We start from the raw sequence: 22,040 nt of genomic DNA on the forward strand, positions 1-22,040 counted from the left end.
GGGGAGTCCTGATTAGTGGATGGTCGGAGCCTTTTGCTCTACCGGCTTTTGGCCAAATTCAGCGTGAATCGTCAGCGCACACGCTTTAACATGTTCAATCACCTGCTCTAGCAGTTGAGCTTGCTCTTGCATATCGTCATCTTCATCGATGCCCAGCTTGGCAATCTCTTCTAAATCTGCCAACGCTTCTTTAACATCCGTTGAAGCTTTTTTCAGATCAGCATTCACAAGGCCTAAGCCAGAAATGTAGTGATTCACCCATTCAGCAACACCGTCAGCGGTATCGAATAGACTTGCACTGGCATCTTCATCAGGGATCAACATTGAAATATCCATGCCTGAGCCGGTAAATTCTACGATGGTTGCGTCCAATGTCGCCTGAGCTAATTGCAGTGACTTAGCAGGCCAGCCCATACCATCATTGGTGTAATCAAAGATTAGCGGTTGCCAGCTTTTGTCTGTCAGACTTAAACCACCGCTTAGCATTCCCGCTAAAAGGCCATGCAGTTCCGCAGGGTTCACCGCCAGACCAGCAGACTGAAGTTCACTTGCTAATGTCAGGTATTCTGGAAGATTGCGTTCGCTCATGAAAGAGACCTAAATTTGCTAAATAAAGCCAATCCTACCATTTACCAAGACCAGCGAAAACGAGCGATTGCGCAATTGTGGATAGCTTTTACACAATTTGCCCAATTACTGTGTTATTGCGTCATGATTTGTGCACCTTGATTGGGAAAAGCTTGAATCTTAACAAGCCTTTTCCTATAGTTTCCTCCTCGGTGATTGTCTGCATATCACCCCTACTAACGCATTTAGAGTCGGTATGAGTAATCAAGCAGTTGAAGTCGAAATTTTAGGCAAACTAACCCGGGTTAACTGCCCGTCTGGACAAGAAGAGTCTTTGCGTAACGCCGCTCAGCACCTTGATGAGCGTTTACAAGACATGGCTGCCAAGACAAAGATTACCAACGAAGTTCAACTGCTCACCTTTGTCGCTCTGAACGTCTGTCATGAGCTCGAAAGCCGTGATACAGTAGATGAACAACAGCAAAATGCGTTAAATGAGCAATTGGAAAAGCTCACGGCATCACTCAGTGATGCACTTAGTAAAGTAAAGCCAGGACAGCAATAGCCTTTACCACCAAACAAGAATTTACCCTGGAGTGTTCGTGAGGGGATTAAGTCCCTGAGCCGATAAGCAATCCCTAAGGGTTAGTACTTGATAGCTATTGAGCAAGCTCGGCTTGAACCGAGAAGCCTACGGTTATCATTGCTGATCCGCCTTGAACCAGCTGGTTCAAGGGTCAAAATCTCCAACGGCACTCTGGGGTATCCTCCTCGGTACCCAACAACCATGGGTACTCTTATGATTCTTTCTCGACAAGATTTCAGAAAACTAATCCGCACCAAGCGCAATCAACTCAATGATGAAACCCAGCAAAAAGCGGGGATAGATTTAATTGCCCAATTTGCTCAATTACCGGAAGTCTCTTCAGCTCAACACATTGCCCTTTACCTGTCTGCTGACGGTGAAATCAATACCGCCCCACTGATTGACTGGTTAAGACAGCGAGGAAAAACGATTTACCTCCCTGTTATCCACCCATTTTCAACCGGACATTTGTTGTTTCTACGCTACGACCTTGAAACACCTATGGTACTTAATCGCTATAAGATTCAAGAACCTAAGCTGAATCAAACCCAAATCATTCCCGCCCGTCAGCTCGACCTTATCTGTACTCCACTAGTAGCGTTTGATCACCATGGACATCGTCTCGGCATGGGTGGAGGGTACTACGACCGCACGTTGGAGCCTTGGTTCCATCATCAATCTGGGCCTAAACCCATAGGCCTCGCGCATGACTGCCAACAGGTCGAGCAGCTACCCACTGAATCTTGGGATGTGCCTTTACCAAAAATAGTGACACCAAAGCAGATCTGGGATTGGGAATAGCCTTAGATTGGTTATATAATCGCGCCGCAAACGTTAAATTCAAACCTCATTCAGGAGATGGGCATGACTCAAGATGAAATGAAGAAAGAAGCTGGTTGGGCAGCACTTAAGTATGTTGAAAAAGACAGCATTGTCGGTGTTGGTACAGGCTCTACGGTAAATCACTTCATCGATGCACTCGGTACAATCAAAGACGATATCAAAGGTGCGGTTTCTAGCTCAGAAGCATCGACTGAAAAGCTGAAAGGTTTAGGCATCGAAGTCTTCGACTGTAATGAAGTGGCGAACTTAGATGTCTACGTTGACGGTGCTGACGAAATCAACGCAGCACGCGACATGATCAAAGGTGGTGGCGCGGCGCTAACACGCGAGAAAATTGTTGCGGCTATTTCAGATAAGTTTGTCTGTATCGTAGATGGTACCAAAGCCGTTGACGTTCTGGGTGAGTTCCCGTTACCTGTAGAGGTCATCCCAATGGCGCGTTCTTACGTCGCTCGTGAAATGGTAAAACTTGGTGGCGACCCTGTGTACCGTGAAGGCGTGGTGACAGATAACGGCAACGTTATCCTAGATGTGCATGGCATGCAGATCACCAACCCGAAAGAAATGGAAGATAAAATCAATGCTATCGCAGGTGTTGTGACGGTTGGCTTATTTGCTCACCGTGGTGCGGACGTGGTGATCACTGGCACGCCTCAAGGGGCTAAAATCGAAGATTAATTGAAGCTAGTTTCGGTTATTTCATTACAAACGGCACCATTAGGTGCCGTTTTCGTCTTTTATCCTATAAAAATTATTCCTTATTCCGTAATTTTCTTACCCAAAGTGTATTTTTTTTGTTAACTTAGTGAGCAGAAGACGCACAAGGAAAACGTTTGCGTCAGGCTTTTTGCTAACAAAACGTTTGCTTTAATAACATTACACCGCTTGTGCGCCAGTTAAGCCCCAAATTTCCATTTTAAGGACGAAGACAATGGCCAAAGTTTCACTGGAAAAAGACAAAATTAAGATCCTCCTGCTTGAAGGTCTTCACCCATCTTCGGTAGAAGTACTGCAGGCTGCTGGTTACACGAATATTGAATACCACAAAGGCTCGTTACCGGAAGACGAATTGCTAGAAGCAGTAAAGGATGTTCACTTCATCGGTATTCGCTCCCGCACTAACCTATCGCAGGAAGTGATCAACGCAGCGGAGAAGCTAGTCGCGATTGGCTGTTTCTGTATTGGTACCAACCAAGTCGATCTTAATGCAGCCGCCGTTCGCGGTATTCCAGTGTTTAACGCCCCATTCTCGAATACACGCAGTGTGGCGGAATTGGTTCTCGGTCAGGTCCTGCTTCTACTGCGCGGGATTCCAGAAAAGAACGCCCTAGCACACCGCGGTATCTGGAAGAAAAGCGCCGACAACTCGTACGAAGCTCGAGGCAAACGCTTAGGTATTATCGGCTATGGTCACATTGGCACACAGCTGGGCATTATTGCGGAAAACCTAGGGATGCGTGTTTACTTCTACGATATTGAGAACAAGCTATCCCTTGGTAACGCAACTCAAGTACATACCATGAGTGAACTACTGAACAAGTGTGATGTAATTTCTCTGCACGTTCCAGAAACCGCGGGCACCAAAAACATGATGGGTGCAGAAGAATTTGCTCGTATGAAACCGGGGGCGATTTTCATCAACGCAGCGCGCGGCACTGTGGTTGATATCGAAGCGCTTTGTCATGCGATGGAATCTGGTCATCTTGCTGGTGCTGCGATTGACGTGTTCCCAACCGAGCCTAAAACTAACGCAGACCCATTTGAATCACCACTGCAGAAGTTCGACAATGTCATCCTGACACCACACGTGGGTGGCTCAACACAGGAAGCCCAAGAAAACATTGGTGTCGAAGTGGCGGGGAAACTGGCGAAATACTCTGACAACGGCTCGACGCTTTCAAGTGTTAACTTCCCTGAAGTGTCTCTGCCTGAGCACCGTGACTGTTCTCGTCTATTGCACATTCACAAAAACCGCCCAGGTATCCTGACTCAGATAAACACTATCTTCGCAGAAGAAGGCATCAACATCGCCGGTCAGTATCTACAGACTAGCGCCGATATCGGTTATGTCGTTATCGATGTTGAAACCAGCCGCTCTGAAGAAGCACTTAAGAAACTCAAAGGTATTGAAGGCACGCTACGCGCGCGTATCCTTCACTAAGTAAAACCTCAACGCTATCAAAGCCACTGCCTTTGCAGTGGCTTTTTTAATACTCCACATTTCTGCCCTTACCAAACATCACACCATAATGTTCTCTTGTGAACAAAAACTGTTCATTAATGAGCTTCTTAGTTATCACGAAAACTAGCAATAACGGAATCAAAGTCGAAGTTTTTCAGACTAACTTTCTGTATTTTCGTAAAATTTAATACTTATGCAACATTTATCACAGAAATAACTCTCATTATTCATACAATGCCCAACACTTTCGAACGAAATACATTTTGCTCGTTCGCTTTTCCTTTACTTACCATCGCACAATAACAATGAGGTCCCTATGTTTGGAATCTTCAAACCTAAGGCGCACATCGACCGCTTATCTTCCGATAAGCTCGACAGCACTTATTCCCGATTACGTTGGCAGCTCTTTATCGGTATCTTTGTCGGCTATGCTGGCTACTACTTAGTTCGAAAGAACTTCAGCTTGGCAATGCCTTACCTGATCGAACAAGGCTTTAGCCGTGGCGATCTTGGTGTTGCTTTAGCGGCAGTTTCGATTGCTTACGGCTTATCTAAATTCTTAATGGGTAGCGTCTCTGATCGATCAAACCCACGCTATTTCCTCAGTGGCGGCTTGTTGATGTCCGCGCTGATCATGTTTTGCTTCGGCTTCATGCCTTGGGCAACGGGCAGCATCACTGCAATGTTCATCCTGCTTTTCCTAAATGGTTGGTTCCAAGGGATGGGGTGGCCTGCCTGTGGTAGAACCATGGTTCACTGGTGGTCGCGTAAAGAACGTGGGGAAATCGTTTCGGTGTGGAATGTCGCTCACAACGTAGGCGGAGGCCTGATTGGTCCTCTCTTTATCCTTGGACTTTGGGCATTCAATGACGACTGGCGTACCGCTTTTTATGTTCCTGCTTTTTTCGCCACGCTGGTTGCCATATTTATCTGGATGACAGTTCGCGACACACCACAATCCTGCGGTTTACCACCCATTGAAGAATACAAAAACGACTACCCAGACGACTACGATAAATCGCATGAAAAGGAAATGACCGCCAAAGAAATCTTCTTTAAGTACGTATTTTCTAACAAGCTACTCTGGTCAATCGCCATTGCGAACGCGTTTGTCTATCTCATTCGCTACGGTGTGCTTGACTGGGCGCCGGTTTACCTCAAAGAAGCGAAAGATTTCACGGTTGATAAATCTTCATGGGCTTACTTCCTTTACGAATGGGCGGGTATTCCAGGCACCTTATTGTGTGGTTGGATTTCCGACAAGCTGTTCAAAGGTCGTCGCGCCCCAGCCGGTATCCTGTTTATGGCCTTAGTGACAGTTGCGGTCTTGGTTTACTGGTTCAACCCAGCCGGTAACCCTGCCGTAGACATGATGGCGCTGGTTGCCATTGGCTTCCTGATTTACGGTCCGGTTATGTTGATCGGTTTGTATGCTCTTGAACTTGCACCGAAAAAAGCCGCAGGTACCGCTGCTGGTCTAACCGGACTATTTGGTTATCTTGGCGGTGCAGTGGCTGCGAACGCGATTCTGGGTTACACCGTAGATCACTTTGGCTGGGATGGTGGATTTATCATTCTCGTAGCATCTTGTATCGCGTCGATTATTTGTCTAATTTATGCATTTGTTGGCGAACGTGCTCACCATAAACAGAAAGAAGCCGAAAAGGCAGCACTCGCTTAATACTCATCAAAGAGGCAGCATCGCTGCCTCATTTCAATCAAGGAATGAAGAATGAAAACAACGTCAGTTTGCGCTACATTTCTGGCTCTTAGCCTATCTGCTGGAGCATTGGCTAAGCCTCTGGTTATCGCTCACCGCGGCGCATCAGGCTATCTGCCAGAGCATACTCTAGAAGCAAAAGCTTTGGCTTACGCAATGAAACCCGATTACATCGAGCAAGATGTTGTCATGACTAAAGACGATCAGTTGGTTGTCCTCCACGATCATTATTTAGATCGAGTCACCGATGTGGCTGAGCGCTACCCTGATCGTGCTCGCGCTGATGGCCGCTATTATGCGATTGACTTTACGCTCGCTGAAATCAAAACCCTAAAGGTGACAGAAGGTTTCAATATTGACGACAATGGCAATAAAGTTGCGGGTTATCCGACTCGTTTTCCGATGTGGAAATCCGACTTCAGCGTCCCTACTCTAGCTGAAGAAATTGAGCTGATTCAAGGGCTCAACAAGACACTTGGCTACGATATCGGTATCTACCCTGAAATCAAAGCCCCTTGGTTCCACCGTCATGAAGGCAAAGATATCTCTTCCGCAGTGCTTAAGTTATTAAAGCAGTACGGCTATGACAGTCAGGATGACAAAGTGTACCTGCAATGCTTTGACGCCAATGAGCTAAAACGCATTAACGATGAACTCATGCCTAGTATGGGGATGGATCTCAAGTTAGTGCAGCTGATGGCTTACACTGACTGGAACGAAACCATGGTCTACAAAGGCGATACAGCAACCCCGTACAGCTATGATTGGATGTTCGATTCAGGCGCAATGAAGGAAGTTGCCAAGTACGCCGAAGGCATTGGCCCTTGGAAACCAATGTTGGTCGATGATAAATCAACCAAAGACAACATTATTATCAAACCGTTGATGAAAGAGGCAAAAGCAGCAGGCCTAGATGTTCATCCATACACTTTCCGAGCCGATCCTGGCCGCATTCCGAGTTATACGGATAGCTTCGAGGGCATGATGGATATCTTCTACAATCAGGTCAAAGTAGATGGTCTGTTTACCGATTTTCCAGACAAAGCAGTTAGCTTTCTCAACAAATAGCCCTTAAACAAAAAAGCCTTAGTCCATGACTAAGGCTTTTCTTTAGCAACTCGTATCAAGCTAAGGTTTTAGTGAACGCTCACCGCGTGCAATCCCTACCACACCACTTCGTGCAACCTCAATAACATCGGTCACCTCTGAAATCGCTTGAATGAACGCATCCAGCTTTTCACTGGTACCCGCTAGTTGAACCGTGTATTGAGAAGCAGTGACATCAACAATCTGACCACGGAATATATCCGCTGTACGCTTTACTTCTGCACGAGCAAAGCCGCTGGCTTTCACTTTGACCATCATCAGCTCACGCTCAATATGATCAAGTTCGGTAACTTCCTGAACTTTCAAAACATCGATCAACTTATTGAGCTGTTTCTGAATCTGTTCAAGCTGCATGTCATCGGAAATCGTTGTGATGTTCAAACGCGACAGCGTTTCATCATCTGTCGGTGATACGGTTAACGACTCAATGTTGTAACCACGTTGTGAGAACAGACCCACCACTCGAGATAACGCTCCCGGTTGGTTTTCCATTAGCAGTGAAATAATGTGTCTCATATTATGTTCTCTCCGTTTTGCTTAGCCACATCTTGTCCATACCTTCGCCTTTGATTTGCATTGGGTACACATGCTCAGTTTCATCAACATTGATATCAACAAACACTAAACGATCTTTCATTTCTAATGCTTGTTTCAAACCAGACTCAAGCTGGTCTGGAGTCTCAATGCGAATCCCCGCATGTCCGTACGCTTCTGCAATCGCAACGAAGTCCGGAACGGAGCTCATATATGAGTTAGAATGTCTTCCTTGATAAACAATGTCTTGCCACTGTTTCACCATACCTAGGAAACGGTTATTCAGGTTAATGATCTTGACTGGGATATCATATTGCAGCGCCGTCGACAGTTCCTGAATGTTCATCTGGATACTGCCATCACCGGTCACGACCACAACCTCTTCATCAGGCTTAGCAAATTTAACCCCAAGGCCAGCTGGCAGACCGAAGCCCATCGTGCCGAGACCACCAGAATTAATCCAGCGACGTGGTTTATTAAACGGATAGTAAAGCGCTGCAAACATCTGGTGCTGACCAACGTCAGAAGCAACGTACGCATCGCCTTTCGTCAACTTGTGTAGTACTTCAATCACCTGTTGAGGTTTAATCCGCTCAGGTGTGGATTCATAAGACAGGCATTCACGATCACGCCAAGTCTGGATATCATCCCACCAGCTTTGAAGTGCCTCACCATCATTGGTCGCGCCTTGCTCTTCCAGCAGTGACACCATACTCGCCAGTACTTTCTCCGCAGAGCCAACAATAGGCAGATCCGCTTTTACGTTTTTCGAGATGGATGACGGGTCAATATCAATATGCATTACTTTGGCATTCGGACAATACTTTTCCAGATTGTTGGTGGTTCGATCATCAAATCGCACACCGATACCAAAGATTAAGTCTGCGTTGTGCATGGCCATATTGGCCTCATACACACCATGCATCCCCAGCATACCAAGAGAGTTTTTATGCGTACCCGGGAAAGCACCTAGCCCCATCAAGGTACTAACGACAGGTAAGTTTAATGCCTCTGACAGCTTCAGAATCTGCTCATCCGCTTCAGAAATTACGGCGCCGCCACCGACGTAAAGAACCGGCTTTTTCGCCGCAAGTAGTGCTTTCAAGGCCTTTTTAATCTGGCCTTTGTGACCCGTCGTGGTTGGCTTATATGAACGCATTGAAATACTGGCAGGATATTCGTATGGCAGTTTGATCTGCGGATTCATCACATCTTTTGGCAGATCGATAACAACTGGGCCAGGACGCCCTGTTGTCGAAATATAGAAAGCTTTCTTCATGATTTCAGGAATATCTTCTGCTTTCTTAACCAAGAAGCTGTGTTTAACAATCGGACGCGAGACGCCGACAATATCACACTCTTGGAACGCATCATTACCAATCAGGCTATTAGGTACGTTACCTGAAATCACGATCATAGGAATAGAATCCATGTACGCGGTCGCAATACCTGTCACAGTATTGGTCGCGCCTGGACCAGAGCACACCAGAACCACACCTGGTTTGCCAGTTGCACGGGTATAGCCATCTGCCATATGGGTAGCGGCTTGTTCATGACGAACTAGGACGTGCTTGATTTGATCTGTCTTAGCATGAAGAGCATCGTAGATATCCAAAACGGAACCGCCTGGATACCCGAAAATTTGTTCAACACCTTCTTCGATCAGAGATTGAACAACCATCTCCGCACCGGACAACATTGCTGCCATATTATTCTCCTCACCAGTTTACCAATTAATAAGGTCAACTAATTGGGCTGGTTTTACATAGTCTAGGGCTTATTCGTAGCCTAAATCGAAATACTTCCACTTTTTCGGCTATGTCTTGTTCTGTCGTAACAGAAAACAAGTTCACGCAACAAATGTAACGTTTTCTTATCAAAGGATCTAATGCGACTTAACTCTCATTTTAAACAAGATGCTATTTATCAAACTAATATAAGGAAAGAACACCAGACGAAGCATAAAAACCAGAAAATATGACAAATTAACCCCGAAAATTCAGAGTAAAATATTATCCAACACTGTATCTCCACGATATTTTCACCGTAAAAGGTCGTAAAATTCAGGTATAAAAAATCCCTCACCGGCAAGTTTGAACCGATTGAGGGATTTTTAAACACTTCGAAATTTAACTTGTCAGAGATTTACTTTTTCATTGCTGTATCACTGTACATTTCTTCGATTTCGTCCTGATATTTGTCGTTAATAACCTTACGGCGCAGTTTCTGAGTCGGGGTTAATTCACCTTCATCCATCGAGAAGGCTTTTGGTAGCAATTTGAACTTCTTAACCTGCTCAAACTTCGCCAGCTCTTGCTGCAGGTCATTCACTCGTTTTTCGAGCATTTCTATCACTTGATGATGCTTAATCAGCTCAACACGATCATGGTATTTGATGTTCAACTCTTTCGCGTATTCTTCCAAACTGTCGTAGCACGGCACAATAAGCGCAGAAACAAACTTACGCGTATCCGCAATCACTGCGATCTGCTCGATAAAGTGGTCTTTACCGATTGCTCCTTCGATCATCTGAGGCGCGATGTATTTTCCGCCAGACGTTTTCATCAACTCTTTAATGCGATCGGTAATAAACAGGTTGCCGTCTTCATCAATATGACCCGCATCCCCAGTTTTGAGGAAGCCATGCTCATCAAACGTTTTTGCCGTTTCTTCCGGCATCTTGTAGTAACCACGCATCACCATAGGGCCACGGACAAGAATTTCGTTGTTTTCGCCAATCTTTACCTGTGCACCAGGCATCGCCATACCTATGGAATCTGGGTTGAAGCTATTGTCTGACCAACACGACACCGTCGCTGTCGTTTCTGTCATACCATAGCCAAGCTTGACGTTGATTCCCATCGCATGGAAAAAGCGACCAATCGTCTCATCCAACTTCGCACCACCACATGGCATAAAGTTAATTCGACCACCCAGTAGAGCGCGTAGCTTGGACAGCACCAACTTGTCAGCCAGCTGATGGGACTTTTTCAATATTAAAGAGGGTTGACGCCCTTCCTGATCACAGACGGCCATTTTAGCGCCCATATTCACAGCCCAGGTGAACAACACCTTGCGAATCATCGGAGCCTTCGAGACTTTTTCATGAATGGCTGAGAAGATTTTCTCGTAAAAACGTGGAACCGCACACATCACTGTCGGTTGAACTTCACTCAACGCTTCACGAACCTGCATCGTATCCTGCAGGTAACAGTTGGTAGCACCACGATACAATACGTAGAATGTCCATGCTCGCTCAAACACGTGTGATAAAGGTAGAAAACAAAGCGAAACATCATCTTGAGACAAACTTAATCGGGCGTCATGACCTTCAAGCTGAGCTGCGACATTACCATAGTCCAGCATTACCCCTTTTGGCTGACCCGTCGTACCTGAGGTGTAAATCAAAGTCAGCAAGTCTTCAATATTGGCATCATTGAGGCGAGTATCTAATTCGCTCTGCATGGCTTTATCAGCAGCAAAGACAAACTGCTGCCAAGAGCGAGAAAAATCATAATCGCCTACATCAACATCGTCCGACATCGCCACAACCAATTCCAATTGCGGGCATTGTTCAAAAATCGACACACCCGCATCAAACTGTGCCTGTTCGCCGACAAATAAGATACGCACATCAGCGTCTTGCAGAATGTAGGAAGATTGCGCTGCGGTATTGGTAGGGTAAATAGGCACTGTCACCGCACGGGTTTGAAGTGCCGCGAAATCCGTGATGGTCCACTGAGGCATATTGTTGGCAAAGATGCCGATTTTGTCTTGGACTTTTATGCCGTGCGTCAATAGCGCAAGCGATAATGCATCTATCTGCTGGCCAAACTGCTTCCAACTGATGCCGTTCCACATCTCACCCACTTTATGTTTAAGAGCAATACGGTCACCGCTTTTGGCAGTTTGTTCGCGAATTTTTTTTACAATATGAAAATCTAAGTTGGCCATCTCTAACTACCTTTAAGCTTACACCTGTAAGCTTTTTTGAGCGCACAAGTGTACATTTCAGGTCACAAAAGGCAACTGACAGGCATCAAAGTTACCAACTAAATAGTAAAAAACCTTGAATGGCGAATAGCCACTCAAGGTTTTATTGATCTCTTAAATAACAGTAAATTAGTCTAGAGCAACTACTTCACCACAGATCATCATCAACTGGTCACGTAGCCAGATGTGACCTTTATCTTTCTCACTTGATTCATGCCAGCTCAGGAAGCCGCTGATCTTGCCGTTTTCAAATGGGAAGTCCAGAACTTGTAGCTGATCTTTGTTCGCTGCATTTTCTACCATCCAACGTGGTGCAATCGTCACAAGTTCAGATTGACCAACAACGTAAAGTACGTTGCTCAGGCTGGTACCTTCGTAGTATGCCTGCACATCCAAATCACGATACGCCTGCTCAGAGAAACTACGCTGACCATGTACGCGAGAAAGTTTCGCATGACGCTCACCTTTCAGAAGGTCCGCCGTTACTGCTTCTTGGATGCGTGGGTGAGACTTAGACGCCACTACCACTAGCTCATCTTGGAAGATTTCAGTGCTTGAGAAACCTTGCTCATCAAAGCGAGCGTAATCAATCACGAAGTCGATTTCCTGGTAGCGCATTCTTTCAGCCAGCTGGCGATCAAATTCCGCATCAAGGTGAAGCTGTACATTTGGCGCTTGATCATGAATTGTCGACATGATCTTAGGAGCGAAGCGCATATCGCATGGGCTGCAGATCGCCAGTTTGAACAAACGCGTTGATGTTTCAGGCGAGAAAATTGAGCTTGGTAGCTCGTTACGGATAAGTTGCAATGCTTGGCGTACAGGGCCAAATAGCTGACGAGCGCGTTGAGTCGGTTGGATACCACGACCCTGGCGCATGAACAGCTCGTCGTTAAACATTACTTTCAAACGAGCAACTGCGTTACTTACCGCTGGCTGAGACATGCCAAGGTTATGAGCAGCACGGGTAATATTTTGCTCTTGCATTACTGCATCAAACACAGTCAGAAGGTTTAGATCTACTCCACGTAGAGTGCTTTCCATTCGGTAGCTAGCAATCGCACTCATAGACTCTTTTTTATCAATCATCAGGCAAGCCTCTTGTATTCGTCAATGTATAAATGGTTCTTAAAATGAATATTGGTTGGGAATAGATAACCCGTATTTTGTTATATTTATCCGTCAGATGACTCCTGGCGGATTTCTACTATCAACGAATCAATCAATCATTAGCAACAAGATTGATAATTAATCAGTATTTTTTACTTAAGTCATAAAATTAAGCTTAATAATCATAATCTTAAGCAACATATAAAAAAGTATAAATCACTCATACTGTAAAGATTTAGCCAATGAATTAAGTTTAAGAATGAATGCTAAGAGCTTGACGGGAACTATTGGTAGGGAAAATAATTTCGAGGGTAGATACAAAAACAGCATCAATAGATTGATGCTGCCAAGATTCTAATGATTGAGTGATGGGCTAGATGTTAGTCACGTAGCTAGGAAAATCGACTTTCTCCCACAAGCGATGTGTCAGCTCCATTTTGTTTTCCCAGTCACCTTTCACCAACCAGTCTGCGATCGCCTCTGCAACATCAGGGTAACTGACACTTTCGGCCTGCTCTTCATCCAGCCACTGGCGAACAATCGAGGCATCCAACATATCCATACAACTTGCCAAGCCAAGATCTTCCAATGTGGCGACATTGCTCATCTGCTCAAACTGACCAGACAGAGGTTTAAGCAATAGCTTTTTACCTAGCGTCAATGCTTCTGAGGGCAGCTCAAAACCGCCGTTCGCAATCACGCCATTGCAGCGATTGAGGTGATACTGGAAGCCATGAAAGCTCAATGGCAAATAGTGCACATTGTCGACAATCTGCTCTTCGATGATATCAGGGTGATAACACACAAATCGTTGCTTGGAAAAACGCATTAACAGCTCTGCGATCTCATGGATACTCTCAAATGGCAAATAAACGAGGACAAAATCTTCACCAGCAACCTGCTCTTTTTGTGTGTGAACAATAGGCGGTAAAATAGGTTGATCAAAGTGATACCAGTGTAAGCCGATGTGGTGCTGAGCTGGGGCAAAATAGTGAATGATTTTCTTATCTAACCAACTAGCCCCTTTGAGTGGTACAGAATAACGAAATGCATTCTGATGGCTGATACTAATGGATGCCTTGCCCTGTCTTCTGGCCGCCCACGCAGAGACTGGCTCAAAATCGTTGAGTACTAAGTCAAATCGACTTAAATCCAGTTGTTTGACCTCTTTATAAAAAGCAAACAGATTGTTGTTCAAGCAGGTTTTTTTATAATTAACCTGACCATTTTCGGTCACAAAAGTGAGGCCACGGCGAGTGTGATAATTACCGAACGCTTCCATTGAAAAATACTTGTCTTCTGCTCGGCCTGAGAAAAGAAATTCAACGTCAATACCGCGCTGGTTCAAAGCATGACTCATTGCTCTAGCTCTGGCGATGTGTCCGTTACCTGTCCCTTGCACGCCATACAATATTTTCATTAGCCTAACCTCCCATCACAATCGTCAATGCCATATGAGCACAACCGATTCCAAGCAAAGCACCCAGAATGACGTCTGTCAGAAAATGCACCCCAAGTAAGATTCTTGAAGTCGCGATCAACGCAGCCCAAACAAATGCAAACAATTCGAGTTCGACATAGAAATAACTGATTAACGTCGCCATCAAAAACGCGGCGGCCGTATGCCCTGAAGGCAAGCTGTAACGGTCTGAAGGCGTAATGAATGACGTCACCAGCTCAGACAGCTCTTCTGGGCGACGACGTTTAAAGAGGTTTTTAGCTGTCCAATAGATAGGTAGCTCTACGACAAAAGCAAGCAAACCGGCCAGTAAAAAGAGCGTACCGACTTCTCCACCAAACCACCAAGCAACAAGGCCGATCACGGCATACAAATGCCCATCCCCCGTGTGAGAGATGGCTTTGCTCCATCGAGAGAGCGGGTATGAGAATTTATGTTGTAAACAAAACAGTGAGAACGCCAAATCAAACTTGGCGATTGGTTCGATTGAACGCATTACCGACTCCTTGTAACGACGGTTCTGCGTTCAAACTAAGAGAAGTAAGTGACAAATCAGTGAAGCTTTAAGGTTGATTCAGTTACATCGTCAACATCAACGCCAGCTTGGCACACGCAATGCCCAAACCCGCCCCTATCACGATATCAGTGAAGAAGTGCACACCTAGAAAAATCCGTGAAGCGCTCACTGCCGCTGCCCAGCCATACGCTGCAATCGCATATTGTGGGTAAAAGCTCGCGATTAATGTCGCCATCAAAAATCCAGCCGCAGTATGACCGGATGGCAAGCTATACTGATCCGCCGGTTGAATAAACGAAGTGAGCGATTCGGAACGGTCATAGGGACGACGGCGCCGGAAGCCATTCTTCAAAGCCCAGTAAATGGGTAATTCGATGATAAATGCCAGAATCCCGACTTTAAGAAAAGCGACACCTGTGGTCGTATCCAGTGCCCACGCAATCAGACCAATCAGTAAATACAGATGCCCATCTCCAGTATGAGAAATCAGGCGACTCAGCTTAGCCAGCGGCAGGTTAAAGCGATGACCTAAGCAAAATGAGGACAATGCCAAGTCAAATTTGATGATGGGCTCAACGGCACGCACGGTACTTTTCTCCTGTAATCACATGCGAAGTCACATCATAGGTATAGTGAGATGAACCAGAGATTAATCATCACGTTCATCTTGCCATTCACTGCTCGAATAGCAGGACAATATCTTCTGCATCCCTAATATGGTTTAACGCCACAAATCAGTTCATTTGACTATTGATGAATAAAAAAACAACTTTAGGGTTGACGTACTCGGTGGAGTGCGGTACTAATTTGTTAACTTAATTTTGTGGTTTATTTAACGCCCTAATAGGAACCGTTAACAATGATGAAGCGTTTTTCTATCCTGCTGAGCCTCCTCCTTATCGTGACACGATCGCGCGGGTAGGCTGTGGAAGAAAAATAACCACAACGAGATATCAGAAACCCGCACGCAGATGCGGGTTTTTTTATACCTAAATACCGGAAGAAAACGATTAACTGTGTGGTAAACACACGAGTCAGGAAGGAAGCAAACATGAACGATCAAGTCATTATTTTCGACACCACGTTACGTGATGGCGAACAAGCGTTGTCAGCAAGCTTGACAGTTAAAGAGAAACTGCAGATTGCCTATGCGCTAGAAAGGCTAGGCGTTGATGTAATTGAAGCGGGCTTCCCAGTTTCATCTCCTGGTGACTTTGAATCAGTGCAGACCATCGCCAAACACGTGAAAGATAGTCGAGTCTGTGCACTTGCACGTGCTGTTGCGAAAGACATTGACGCAGCAGGCGAAGCGTTAAAAGTTGCTGATCAATTCCGCATTCATACCTTCATTTCTACTTCCACCGTTCACGTTCAAGATAAGCTACGCCGCAGTTACGATGACGTTGTCGAGATGGCGGTCAAAGCGGTCAAACACGCTCGTAAATACACTGACGATGTTGAATTTTCCTGTGAAGACGCTGGCCGTACGCCAATTGATAACTTGTGCCGTATGGTTGAAGCCGCTATCGACGCTGGCGCCAACACGATCAACATTCCTGATACCGTAGGTTACACAGTGCCAAACGAGTTTGGCGGAATTATCCAAACTCTGTTTGATCGCGTTCCGAATATCGATAAAGCCATTATTTCGGTTCACTGTCACGATGACTTAGGCATGTCGGTCGCAAACTCTATCGCAGCCGTTCAAGCGGGTGCTCGTCAAATCGAAGGCACCATCAATGGCATCGGCGAACGCGCCGGTAACTGTTCTCTAGAAGAAATTGCCATGATCATCAAGACACGTCAGGAATTCTTGGGGGTCCACACTGGCCTTAAACACGACGAAATTCACCGCACCAGTAAATTGGTCAGCCAGCTATGTAATATGCCAATCCAGAGCAATAAGGCTATTGTTGGTGCCAACGCATTCAGTCACTCTTCAGGTATCCACCAAGATGGCATGCTAAAGAACAAGAACACCTACGAAATCATGACGCCGGAGTCTATCGGCCTTAAGAACCAAGCACTAAACCTAACAAGTCGTAGTGGTCGCGCAGCAGTGAAAAGTCACATGGATACCATGGGCTACAAAGAAGATGAGTACAATCTAGATGCATTGTATGAAGACTTCTTAAAGCTAGCTGACCGTAAAGGCCAAGTTTTCGATTACGATTTGGAAGCCTTGATGCATTTCTCAAATCTTCGCGAAGAAGATGATTTCTACAAATTGAACTACCTAAGTGTTCAGTCGGGTAGCGTCATGGCAACCACAAGTATCAAGCTGCAATGTGGTGACGAAGAAACATCTGAAGCCGCGGTAGGTAACGGCCCTGTTGACGCGCTTTACCAATGTATCTATCGCGTCACCGGATATGATATCGTGCTAGACAAGTTTGATTTAACCGCGAAAGGCGAAGGTGAAGACGGGCTTGGTCAGGCTGACATTATCGCCAACTACAAAGGTCGTAAATACCATGGTACTGGTGTGTCAACCGACATCGTAGAAGCTTCTGGTCAAGCATTATTGCACGTAATCAACAGCATTCACCGTGCAGACAAGATTGCTGAAATCAAACAGAAAAAAATCGCAACAGTATAAGTAGACTCTAGGGATGCGAGTCATCTCTGGAACAAAAGATATAAAAATTAAAGGATTACCATGACAGACAAATCTTACAATATTGCCGTTCTACCAGGAGACGGCATTGGCCCAGAAGTAATGCAGCAAGCACACAAAGTGCTAGACGCAATCGAAAAGAAACACGGTATTACCTTCTCTCGCAACCAGCACGATGTGGGTGGCATTGCTATCGACAATCATGGTTGCCCACTACCAGACAGCACAGTAAAAGCCTGTGAAGAAGCAGATGCAGTACTATTCGGCTCAGTCGGCGGCCCTAAGTGGGAACATTTACCGCCAAATGATCAGCCTGAACGCGGTGCTCTTTTACCTCTGCGTAAGCACTTTCAGTTGTTCTGTAACTTGCGCCCGGCACAAATTCACAAAGGCCTAGAAGCTTTCTCACCTTTACGTGCAGATATTTCTGGCAATGGCTTCGATATCGTCGTGGTACGTGAACTGACAGGTGGTATCTACTTCGGTCAACCAAAAGGTCGTGAAGGCGAAGGAGCGAATGAAAAAGCGTTTGATACCGAGGTTTATCACCGTTTTGAAATTGAGCGCATCGCGAAAATTGCGTTTGAATCAGCTCGTCTGCGTGATAAGAAAGTTTGCTCAATCGACAAAGCGAACGTTCTACAGAGCTCTATCCTGTGGCGTGAAGTGGTCGAAGAAGTAGCGAAAAGCTATCCAGATGTCGAGCTGTCACACATGTACATCGATAACGCAACCATGCAACTAATCAAAGACCCATCTCAGTTTGACGTCATGCTGTGTTCAAACATCTTCGGCGACATCATCTCTGATGAATGTGCAATGATCACTGGTTCTATGGGCATGTTGCCTTCTGCCAGCTTGAACGAAAGCCAATTTGGGCTGTATGAACCAGCAGGCGGCAGTGCACCAGACATCGCAGGTAAAAACATCGCAAACCCTGTTGCACAGATTCTTTCTGCTGCACTAATGCTGCGTTACAGCCTAGGTGAAGAAGCTGCAGCACAAGATATTGAAGCAGCAGTATCTAAAGCACTGTCTGCCGGAGAGCTGACCGCCGACCTAGCGGGTAACAATCCTGCCCTTTCGACATCAGAAATGGGCGATAAAATCGCTGAGTACATTTTAAATTCATAATAATTATTCGCTCCTGATAAGCCGTTGTCAGGAGCTATACACGGGATAGTAATAATGGGCAAAACACTGTATGAAAAAGTCTACGACGCACACGTTGCCGTAGCCGCCGAGGGTGAGAACCCAATTTTGTATATCGATCGCCACTTGGTACACGAAGTGACTTCACCTCAGGCCTTTGATGGCCTGCGTGAAAAAGGTCGTCAGGTGCGTCAGGTCAGCAAGACCTTTGCCACCATGGACCACAACGTTTCCACTACCACTAAAGACATAAATGCGTCTGGTGAGATGGCACGCATTCAGATGGAAACGCTGTCAAAGAACTGTGAAGAGTTTGGGGTAACCCTTTACGACATTAACCACAAATACCAAGGTATCGTACATGTAATGGGCCCTGAGCTTGGTATTACGTTACCTGGCATGACGATTGTTTGTGGTGACTCTCACACAGCCACTCACGGCGCATTTGGCTCGCTAGCTTTTGGTATCGGTACTTCTGAAGTTGAGCATGTTTTAGCAACTCAAACGCTGAAACAGGCGCGTGCTAAAACGATGAAGATTGAGGTGAAAGGTAAGGTTAATCCTGGAATCACAGCGAAAGATATCGTTTTAGCCATCATTGGTGAGACAACAGCAGCTGGCGGTACGGGCTATGTAGTTGAGTTCTGTGGCGAAGCCATTACTGATCTGACGATGGAAGGTCGTATGACTGTGTGTAATATGGCTATTGAGCTTGGTGCCAAGGCTGGTCTAATCGCACCAGATGACACCACGTTCGAATACATCAAAGGCCGTAAATTCGCACCTCAAGGGGATGACTTGGAAGCTGCCATTGAGTACTGGTCTTCACTAAAAACTGATGACGATGCAGAGTTCGATGCAGTCGTTACTCTAAATGCCGCGGAAATCAAACCTCAGGTGACTTGGGGTACAAACCCTGGTCAGGTAATCGCCGTTGATCAACCTATCCCAGCACCAGAAAGCTTCGCAGACCCTGTCGAGAAAGCATCGGCAGAAAAAGCATTGGCGTATATGGGGCTAGAAGCTGGCAAAGCACTATCAGATTACAAAGTCGATAAGGTATTTGTTGGCTCTTGTACTAACTCTCGTATCGAAGACATGCGCGCCGCTGCAGAAGTAGCAAAAGGCCGTAAAGTTGCAGATAACGTGCAAGCTCTTATCGTACCGGGCTCTGAGCAAGTAAAAGCGCAAGCAGAAGCAGAAGGCTTAGATGTCATCTTTAAAGAAGCGGGCTTTGAATGGCGTCTTCCTGGCTGTTCAATGTGTCTGGCCATGAACAACGATCGCCTAGGTCCACACGAACGTTGCGCATCAACTTCAAACCGTAACTTTGAAGGTCGCCAAGGTCGTGATGGTCGTACCCATTTGGTAAGTCCGGCGATGGCAGCAGCGGCAGCGATTGCTGGTCACTTTGTAGATATTCGTGAGTTGGATTAAGGAGAGAACGATGTCAGGTTTCAAACAACACACAGGCTTGGTCGTTCCTCTGGATGCCGCGAACGTCGATACCGATGCCATTATCCCTAAACAGTTCCTACAAAAAGTTTCTCGTTTAGGTTTTGGTAAACACCTATTCCATGATTGGCGCTTCCTAGATGATGCTGGTGAGCAGCCAAACCCAGAGTTTGTAATGAATGCTCCTCGCTATCAAGGTGCTTCAATCCTACTCGCTCGCGAAAACTTCGGCTGCGGTTCCTCACGTGAGCACGCCCCGTGGGCACTGGCAGACTATGGTATCAAAGCGATGATCGCACCAAGCTTTGCCGATATTTTCTATGGTAACTCAATCAACAACCAAATGGTGCCAGTTCGTCTCACCGAGCAAGAAGTCGACGAGATCTTTCAATTTGTAGAGGCAAATGAAGGAGCACAGGTTGAGGTTGACCTAGAAGCCAACCGAGTTCGTGCAAACGGTAAAGAGTACTCATTTGAGATCGATGAATTCCGTCGTCATTGTTTGCTAAATGGCTTGGACAACATCGGTTTGACACTCCAGCACGAAGATAAAATTGCCGATTACGAAAGTAAGATTCCCTCATTTCTCAAGTAATTAAAACCGATATAAAAAGGTTGGCTCATGCCAGCCTTTTTATTTCTTTGAAAGTTATCATTCGTAGGCTCGGTCTAAAATCTTAATGTTGTTATGAATAGGACTGACCATGAGACTCTTTCTTGCTTTTATCGCCGCGTTAATATCTTTCCACGCTTACTCTGCTCCCAAATCTGAACTTTGGCCCTACTGGAATACCAGTAATGAATCTAATACCACCAAAGTTGACCATCAGCCTTGGCAACAAATACTCGATAAATATCTCATCACGGAAGGCGAATACACCCTATTTAAATACTCATCAGTCGGTGTCCAAGATAAACAACAACTCAAGGACTACATAGATCAACTGAGTCATATCAATCCACTTCAGTTAAGCAAGGCTGAGCAGTACCCTTACTGGGTAAATTTATATAACGCGATTACTGTCGATTTGATTTTAGACGCTTACCCAATCAAATCGATCACAAAATTAGGTGGATTATTCAGTTTTGGTCCTTGGGGAGATGAAGTGGTTACCATCAATGGAAAAGAGCTCACGCTGAATGATATAGAACATCGAATTTTACGCCCAATATGGAATGATCCAAGAACTCATTATGCAGTCAACTGTGCTAGCTTAGGCTGCCCAAACCTACAATCTCAGGCATTTACTGCAGATAATACAGAAGCCTTACTTCAGCAAGCTGCGACCACCTTCATTAACAGTGAGAAAGGCGTGCTCATCAAAAATGGTAAAACTCAACTATCTTCCATTTATGATTGGTTTGCAGATGACTTTGGTAATAACCAACAGTTGATCCAGCATCTGGCAAAATACCGCCCAGAGTTATCGGATTTAAGTGGTAAGTTTAGTTATGAATACGATTGGGACTTAAACGAAAAGAAATAGTGATAACCCAATACGAATGGTGTTACTACCCAGCTCCAGAATAAGTGAAAACTGAACGAAGTAGCGTTTAGCAAGCAAGTCCTTTTGGAACTCGATAGAAAATCATATATACCATAAAACACAAAACCCAGTGCTTAACTGGGTTTCTCAATAAGTGGCTGACAGTGGGAATGCCTGGTGCCTAGTTTACGCTCAAACGGAACTTGTTGGTTACAGGCCTAAAATCATACTGCAGATGCGAAAAAGCCCTAACATAACTGCTAGGGCTTTATCTAAATAAGTGGCGGAGCGGACGGGACTCGAACCCGCGACCCCCGGCGTGACAGGCCGGTATTCTAACCAACTGAACTACCGCTCCGCACTGGTTAGACTCTGGAGTCTAAATAATAACCTGGCAATGTCCTACTCTCACATGGGGAAGCCCCACACTACCATCGGCGCTACTTCGTTTCACTTCTGAGTTCGGCATGGAATCAGGTGGGTCCAAAGCGCTATGGTTGCCAAGCAAAATTCTTTGCTGGTGCTGATACCCAGACTCGAACTGGGGACCTCATCCTTACCAAGGATGCGCTCTACCACCTGAGCTATATCAGCATAATTTTGCTCAAGATATTTATCTCAAACAGGGTATTTAAAGCCTGGCGATGTCCTACTCTCACATGGGGAAGCCCCACACTACCATCGGCGCTATTGCGTTTCACTTCTGAGTTC

General features: G+C 45.6%; 19 protein-coding genes, 2 tRNA genes, 1 rRNA gene and 1 other RNA gene. 12 read left to right on the plus strand and 11 right to left on the minus strand.

Features of this window, described 5'->3' with window-relative positions; all coding sequences use genetic code 11:
* Positions 1-12: 12 nt before the first annotated feature.
* Positions 13-588, minus strand: coding sequence for a YecA family protein (locus QMA41_RS21470; protein WP_006957806.1), 576 nt, complete (start codon positions 586-588; stop codon positions 13-15).
* A 235-nt stretch (positions 589-823) separates the two neighbouring features.
* Between QMA41_RS21470 and zapA the strand changes: the two genes are divergently transcribed.
* From zapA to glpQ, 7 genes are all read left to right on the plus strand, one after another.
* Positions 824-1,132, plus strand: a complete 309-nt coding sequence (gene zapA, locus QMA41_RS21475; protein ID WP_006957807.1) for a cell division protein ZapA — start codon at positions 824-826, stop codon at positions 1,130-1,132.
* A 20-nt stretch (positions 1,133-1,152) separates the two neighbouring features.
* Positions 1,153-1,335, plus strand: a non-coding RNA gene (gene ssrS / locus QMA41_RS21480) — 6S RNA.
* A 31-nt stretch (positions 1,336-1,366) separates the two neighbouring features.
* Positions 1,367-1,954: a 5-formyltetrahydrofolate cyclo-ligase gene (locus QMA41_RS21485; protein ID WP_281630567.1), complete on the plus strand. Its 588-nt coding sequence runs from the start codon at positions 1,367-1,369 to the stop codon at positions 1,952-1,954.
* Between the two features lie 63 nt (positions 1,955-2,017).
* Entirely contained in the window at positions 2,018-2,674 is a 657-nt protein-coding gene (gene rpiA / locus QMA41_RS21490; RefSeq protein ID WP_021458497.1) for a ribose-5-phosphate isomerase RpiA, read from the plus strand.
* Positions 2,675-2,927: 253 nt separating this feature from the next.
* Positions 2,928-4,157, plus strand: coding sequence for a phosphoglycerate dehydrogenase (gene serA, locus QMA41_RS21495; protein ID WP_006957810.1), 1,230 nt, complete (start codon positions 2,928-2,930; stop codon positions 4,155-4,157).
* Between the two features lie 337 nt (positions 4,158-4,494).
* Entirely contained in the window at positions 4,495-5,859 is a 1,365-nt protein-coding gene (gene glpT, locus QMA41_RS21500; protein WP_038513554.1) for a glycerol-3-phosphate transporter, read from the plus strand.
* A 51-nt stretch (positions 5,860-5,910) separates the two neighbouring features.
* On the plus strand, positions 5,911-6,966 hold the full coding sequence (glpQ, locus tag QMA41_RS21505; RefSeq protein WP_281630568.1) for a glycerophosphodiester phosphodiesterase: 1,056 nt from the start codon (positions 5,911-5,913) through the stop codon (positions 6,964-6,966).
* Positions 6,967-7,026: 60 nt separating this feature from the next.
* On the opposite strand, the gene ilvN is transcribed toward glpQ, so the two are convergent.
* From ilvN to QMA41_RS21540, 7 genes are all read right to left on the minus strand, one after another.
* Positions 7,027-7,521, minus strand: coding sequence for an acetolactate synthase small subunit (gene ilvN, locus QMA41_RS21510; RefSeq protein WP_006957816.1), 495 nt, complete (start codon positions 7,519-7,521; stop codon positions 7,027-7,029).
* 1 nt (position 7,522) lies between these two features.
* Positions 7,523-9,247: an acetolactate synthase 3 large subunit gene (locus tag QMA41_RS21515; protein ID WP_281630569.1), complete on the minus strand. Its 1,725-nt coding sequence runs from the start codon at positions 9,245-9,247 to the stop codon at positions 7,523-7,525.
* Between the two features lie 437 nt (positions 9,248-9,684).
* Positions 9,685-11,493 carry a long-chain fatty acid--CoA ligase gene (locus tag QMA41_RS21520; RefSeq protein ID WP_281630570.1) on the minus strand — a complete coding sequence of 603 codons (1,809 nt, stop codon included), beginning with the start codon at positions 11,491-11,493 and terminating at the stop codon, positions 9,685-9,687.
* A gap of 168 nt (positions 11,494-11,661) precedes the next feature.
* Entirely contained in the window at positions 11,662-12,621 is a 960-nt protein-coding gene (gene leuO / locus QMA41_RS21525; RefSeq protein ID WP_006957822.1) for a transcriptional regulator LeuO, read from the minus strand.
* A gap of 394 nt (positions 12,622-13,015) precedes the next feature.
* Positions 13,016-14,062, minus strand: a complete 1,047-nt coding sequence (locus QMA41_RS21530; RefSeq protein WP_281630571.1) for an MJ1255/VC2487 family glycosyltransferase — start codon at positions 14,060-14,062, stop codon at positions 13,016-13,018.
* Between the two features lie 4 nt (positions 14,063-14,066).
* A complete protein-coding gene (locus tag QMA41_RS21535) occupies positions 14,067-14,597 on the minus strand; it encodes a phosphatase PAP2 family protein (RefSeq protein WP_038163592.1) in 531 nt (176 codons plus the stop codon).
* Between the two features lie 82 nt (positions 14,598-14,679).
* The gene (locus QMA41_RS21540; protein ID WP_006957828.1) at positions 14,680-15,204 is read right to left on the minus strand and encodes a phosphatase PAP2 family protein; all 525 of its coding nucleotides are present in this window, start codon (positions 15,202-15,204) and stop codon (positions 14,680-14,682) included.
* 465 nt (positions 15,205-15,669) lie between these two features.
* Between QMA41_RS21540 and leuA the strand changes: the two genes are divergently transcribed.
* The 5 genes from leuA (at position 15,670) to QMA41_RS21565 (ending at position 21,329) form a co-directional block, all read left to right on the plus strand.
* Positions 15,670-17,217: a 2-isopropylmalate synthase gene (gene leuA, locus QMA41_RS21545; protein WP_021458391.1), complete on the plus strand. Its 1,548-nt coding sequence runs from the start codon at positions 15,670-15,672 to the stop codon at positions 17,215-17,217.
* A gap of 60 nt (positions 17,218-17,277) precedes the next feature.
* On the plus strand, positions 17,278-18,369 hold the full coding sequence (gene leuB / locus QMA41_RS21550; protein ID WP_281630572.1) for a 3-isopropylmalate dehydrogenase: 1,092 nt from the start codon (positions 17,278-17,280) through the stop codon (positions 18,367-18,369).
* 54 nt (positions 18,370-18,423) lie between these two features.
* Positions 18,424-19,824 carry a 3-isopropylmalate dehydratase large subunit gene (gene leuC, locus QMA41_RS21555; protein ID WP_281630573.1) on the plus strand — a complete coding sequence of 467 codons (1,401 nt, stop codon included), beginning with the start codon at positions 18,424-18,426 and terminating at the stop codon, positions 19,822-19,824.
* A 10-nt stretch (positions 19,825-19,834) separates the two neighbouring features.
* Positions 19,835-20,437, plus strand: a complete 603-nt coding sequence (gene leuD / locus QMA41_RS21560) for a 3-isopropylmalate dehydratase small subunit (protein ID WP_038513581.1) — start codon at positions 19,835-19,837, stop codon at positions 20,435-20,437.
* Positions 20,438-20,546: 109 nt separating this feature from the next.
* Positions 20,547-21,329 carry a DUF547 domain-containing protein gene (locus QMA41_RS21565; protein WP_281630574.1) on the plus strand — a complete coding sequence of 261 codons (783 nt, stop codon included), beginning with the start codon at positions 20,547-20,549 and terminating at the stop codon, positions 21,327-21,329.
* 281 nt (positions 21,330-21,610) lie between these two features.
* Here QMA41_RS21565 and QMA41_RS21570 read toward each other — a convergent pair.
* From QMA41_RS21570 to QMA41_RS21580, 3 genes are all read right to left on the minus strand, one after another.
* A tRNA-Asp gene (locus QMA41_RS21570) sits at positions 21,611-21,687 on the minus strand.
* Between the two features lie 31 nt (positions 21,688-21,718).
* Positions 21,719-21,834: ribosomal RNA gene (rrf, locus tag QMA41_RS21575) — 5S ribosomal RNA — on the minus strand.
* 13 nt (positions 21,835-21,847) lie between these two features.
* Positions 21,848-21,923, minus strand: a tRNA-Thr gene (locus QMA41_RS21580).
* Positions 21,924-22,040: the final 117 nt, after the last annotated feature.

It is taken from the genome of Vibrio sp. St2 (assembly GCF_947311885.1).
Lineage (GTDB): Bacteria > Pseudomonadota > Gammaproteobacteria > Enterobacterales > Vibrionaceae > Vibrio > Vibrio coralliilyticus.

Bases quoted from the DNA above. Each gene is read 5' to 3' on its own strand.
- glpT (WP_038513554.1), top strand. From the start codon at position 4,495: ATGTTTGGAATCTTCAAACCTAAGGCGCACATCGACCGCTTATCTTCC.
- leuA (WP_021458391.1), top strand. From the start codon at position 15,670: ATGAACGATCAAGTCATTATTTTCGACACCACGTTACGTGATGGCGAA.
- leuO (WP_006957822.1), bottom strand. From the start codon at position 12,621: ATGATTGATAAAAAAGAGTCTATGAGTGCGATTGCTAGCTACCGAATG.
- QMA41_RS21535 (WP_038163592.1), bottom strand. From the start codon at position 14,597: ATGCGTTCAATCGAACCAATCGCCAAGTTTGATTTGGCGTTCTCACTG.
- QMA41_RS21565 (WP_281630574.1), top strand. From the start codon at position 20,547: ATGAGACTCTTTCTTGCTTTTATCGCCGCGTTAATATCTTTCCACGCT.
- QMA41_RS21530 (WP_281630571.1), bottom strand. From the start codon at position 14,062: ATGAAAATATTGTATGGCGTGCAAGGGACAGGTAACGGACACATCGCC.
- leuB (WP_281630572.1), top strand. From the start codon at position 17,278: ATGACAGACAAATCTTACAATATTGCCGTTCTACCAGGAGACGGCATT.
- QMA41_RS21470 (WP_006957806.1), bottom strand. From the start codon at position 588: ATGAGCGAACGCAATCTTCCAGAATACCTGACATTAGCAAGTGAACTT.
- leuC (WP_281630573.1), top strand. From the start codon at position 18,424: ATGGGCAAAACACTGTATGAAAAAGTCTACGACGCACACGTTGCCGTA.
- serA (WP_006957810.1), top strand. From the start codon at position 2,928: ATGGCCAAAGTTTCACTGGAAAAAGACAAAATTAAGATCCTCCTGCTT.
- leuD (WP_038513581.1), top strand. From the start codon at position 19,835: ATGTCAGGTTTCAAACAACACACAGGCTTGGTCGTTCCTCTGGATGCC.
- ilvN (WP_006957816.1), bottom strand. From the start codon at position 7,521: ATGAGACACATTATTTCACTGCTAATGGAAAACCAACCGGGAGCGTTA.
- QMA41_RS21515 (WP_281630569.1), bottom strand. From the start codon at position 9,247: ATGGCAGCAATGTTGTCCGGTGCGGAGATGGTTGTTCAATCTCTGATC.
- QMA41_RS21485 (WP_281630567.1), top strand. From the start codon at position 1,367: ATGATTCTTTCTCGACAAGATTTCAGAAAACTAATCCGCACCAAGCGC.
- rpiA (WP_021458497.1), top strand. From the start codon at position 2,018: ATGACTCAAGATGAAATGAAGAAAGAAGCTGGTTGGGCAGCACTTAAG.
- zapA (WP_006957807.1), top strand. From the start codon at position 824: ATGAGTAATCAAGCAGTTGAAGTCGAAATTTTAGGCAAACTAACCCGG.
- glpQ (WP_281630568.1), top strand. From the start codon at position 5,911: ATGAAAACAACGTCAGTTTGCGCTACATTTCTGGCTCTTAGCCTATCT.
- QMA41_RS21520 (WP_281630570.1), bottom strand. From the start codon at position 11,493: ATGGCCAACTTAGATTTTCATATTGTAAAAAAAATTCGCGAACAAACT.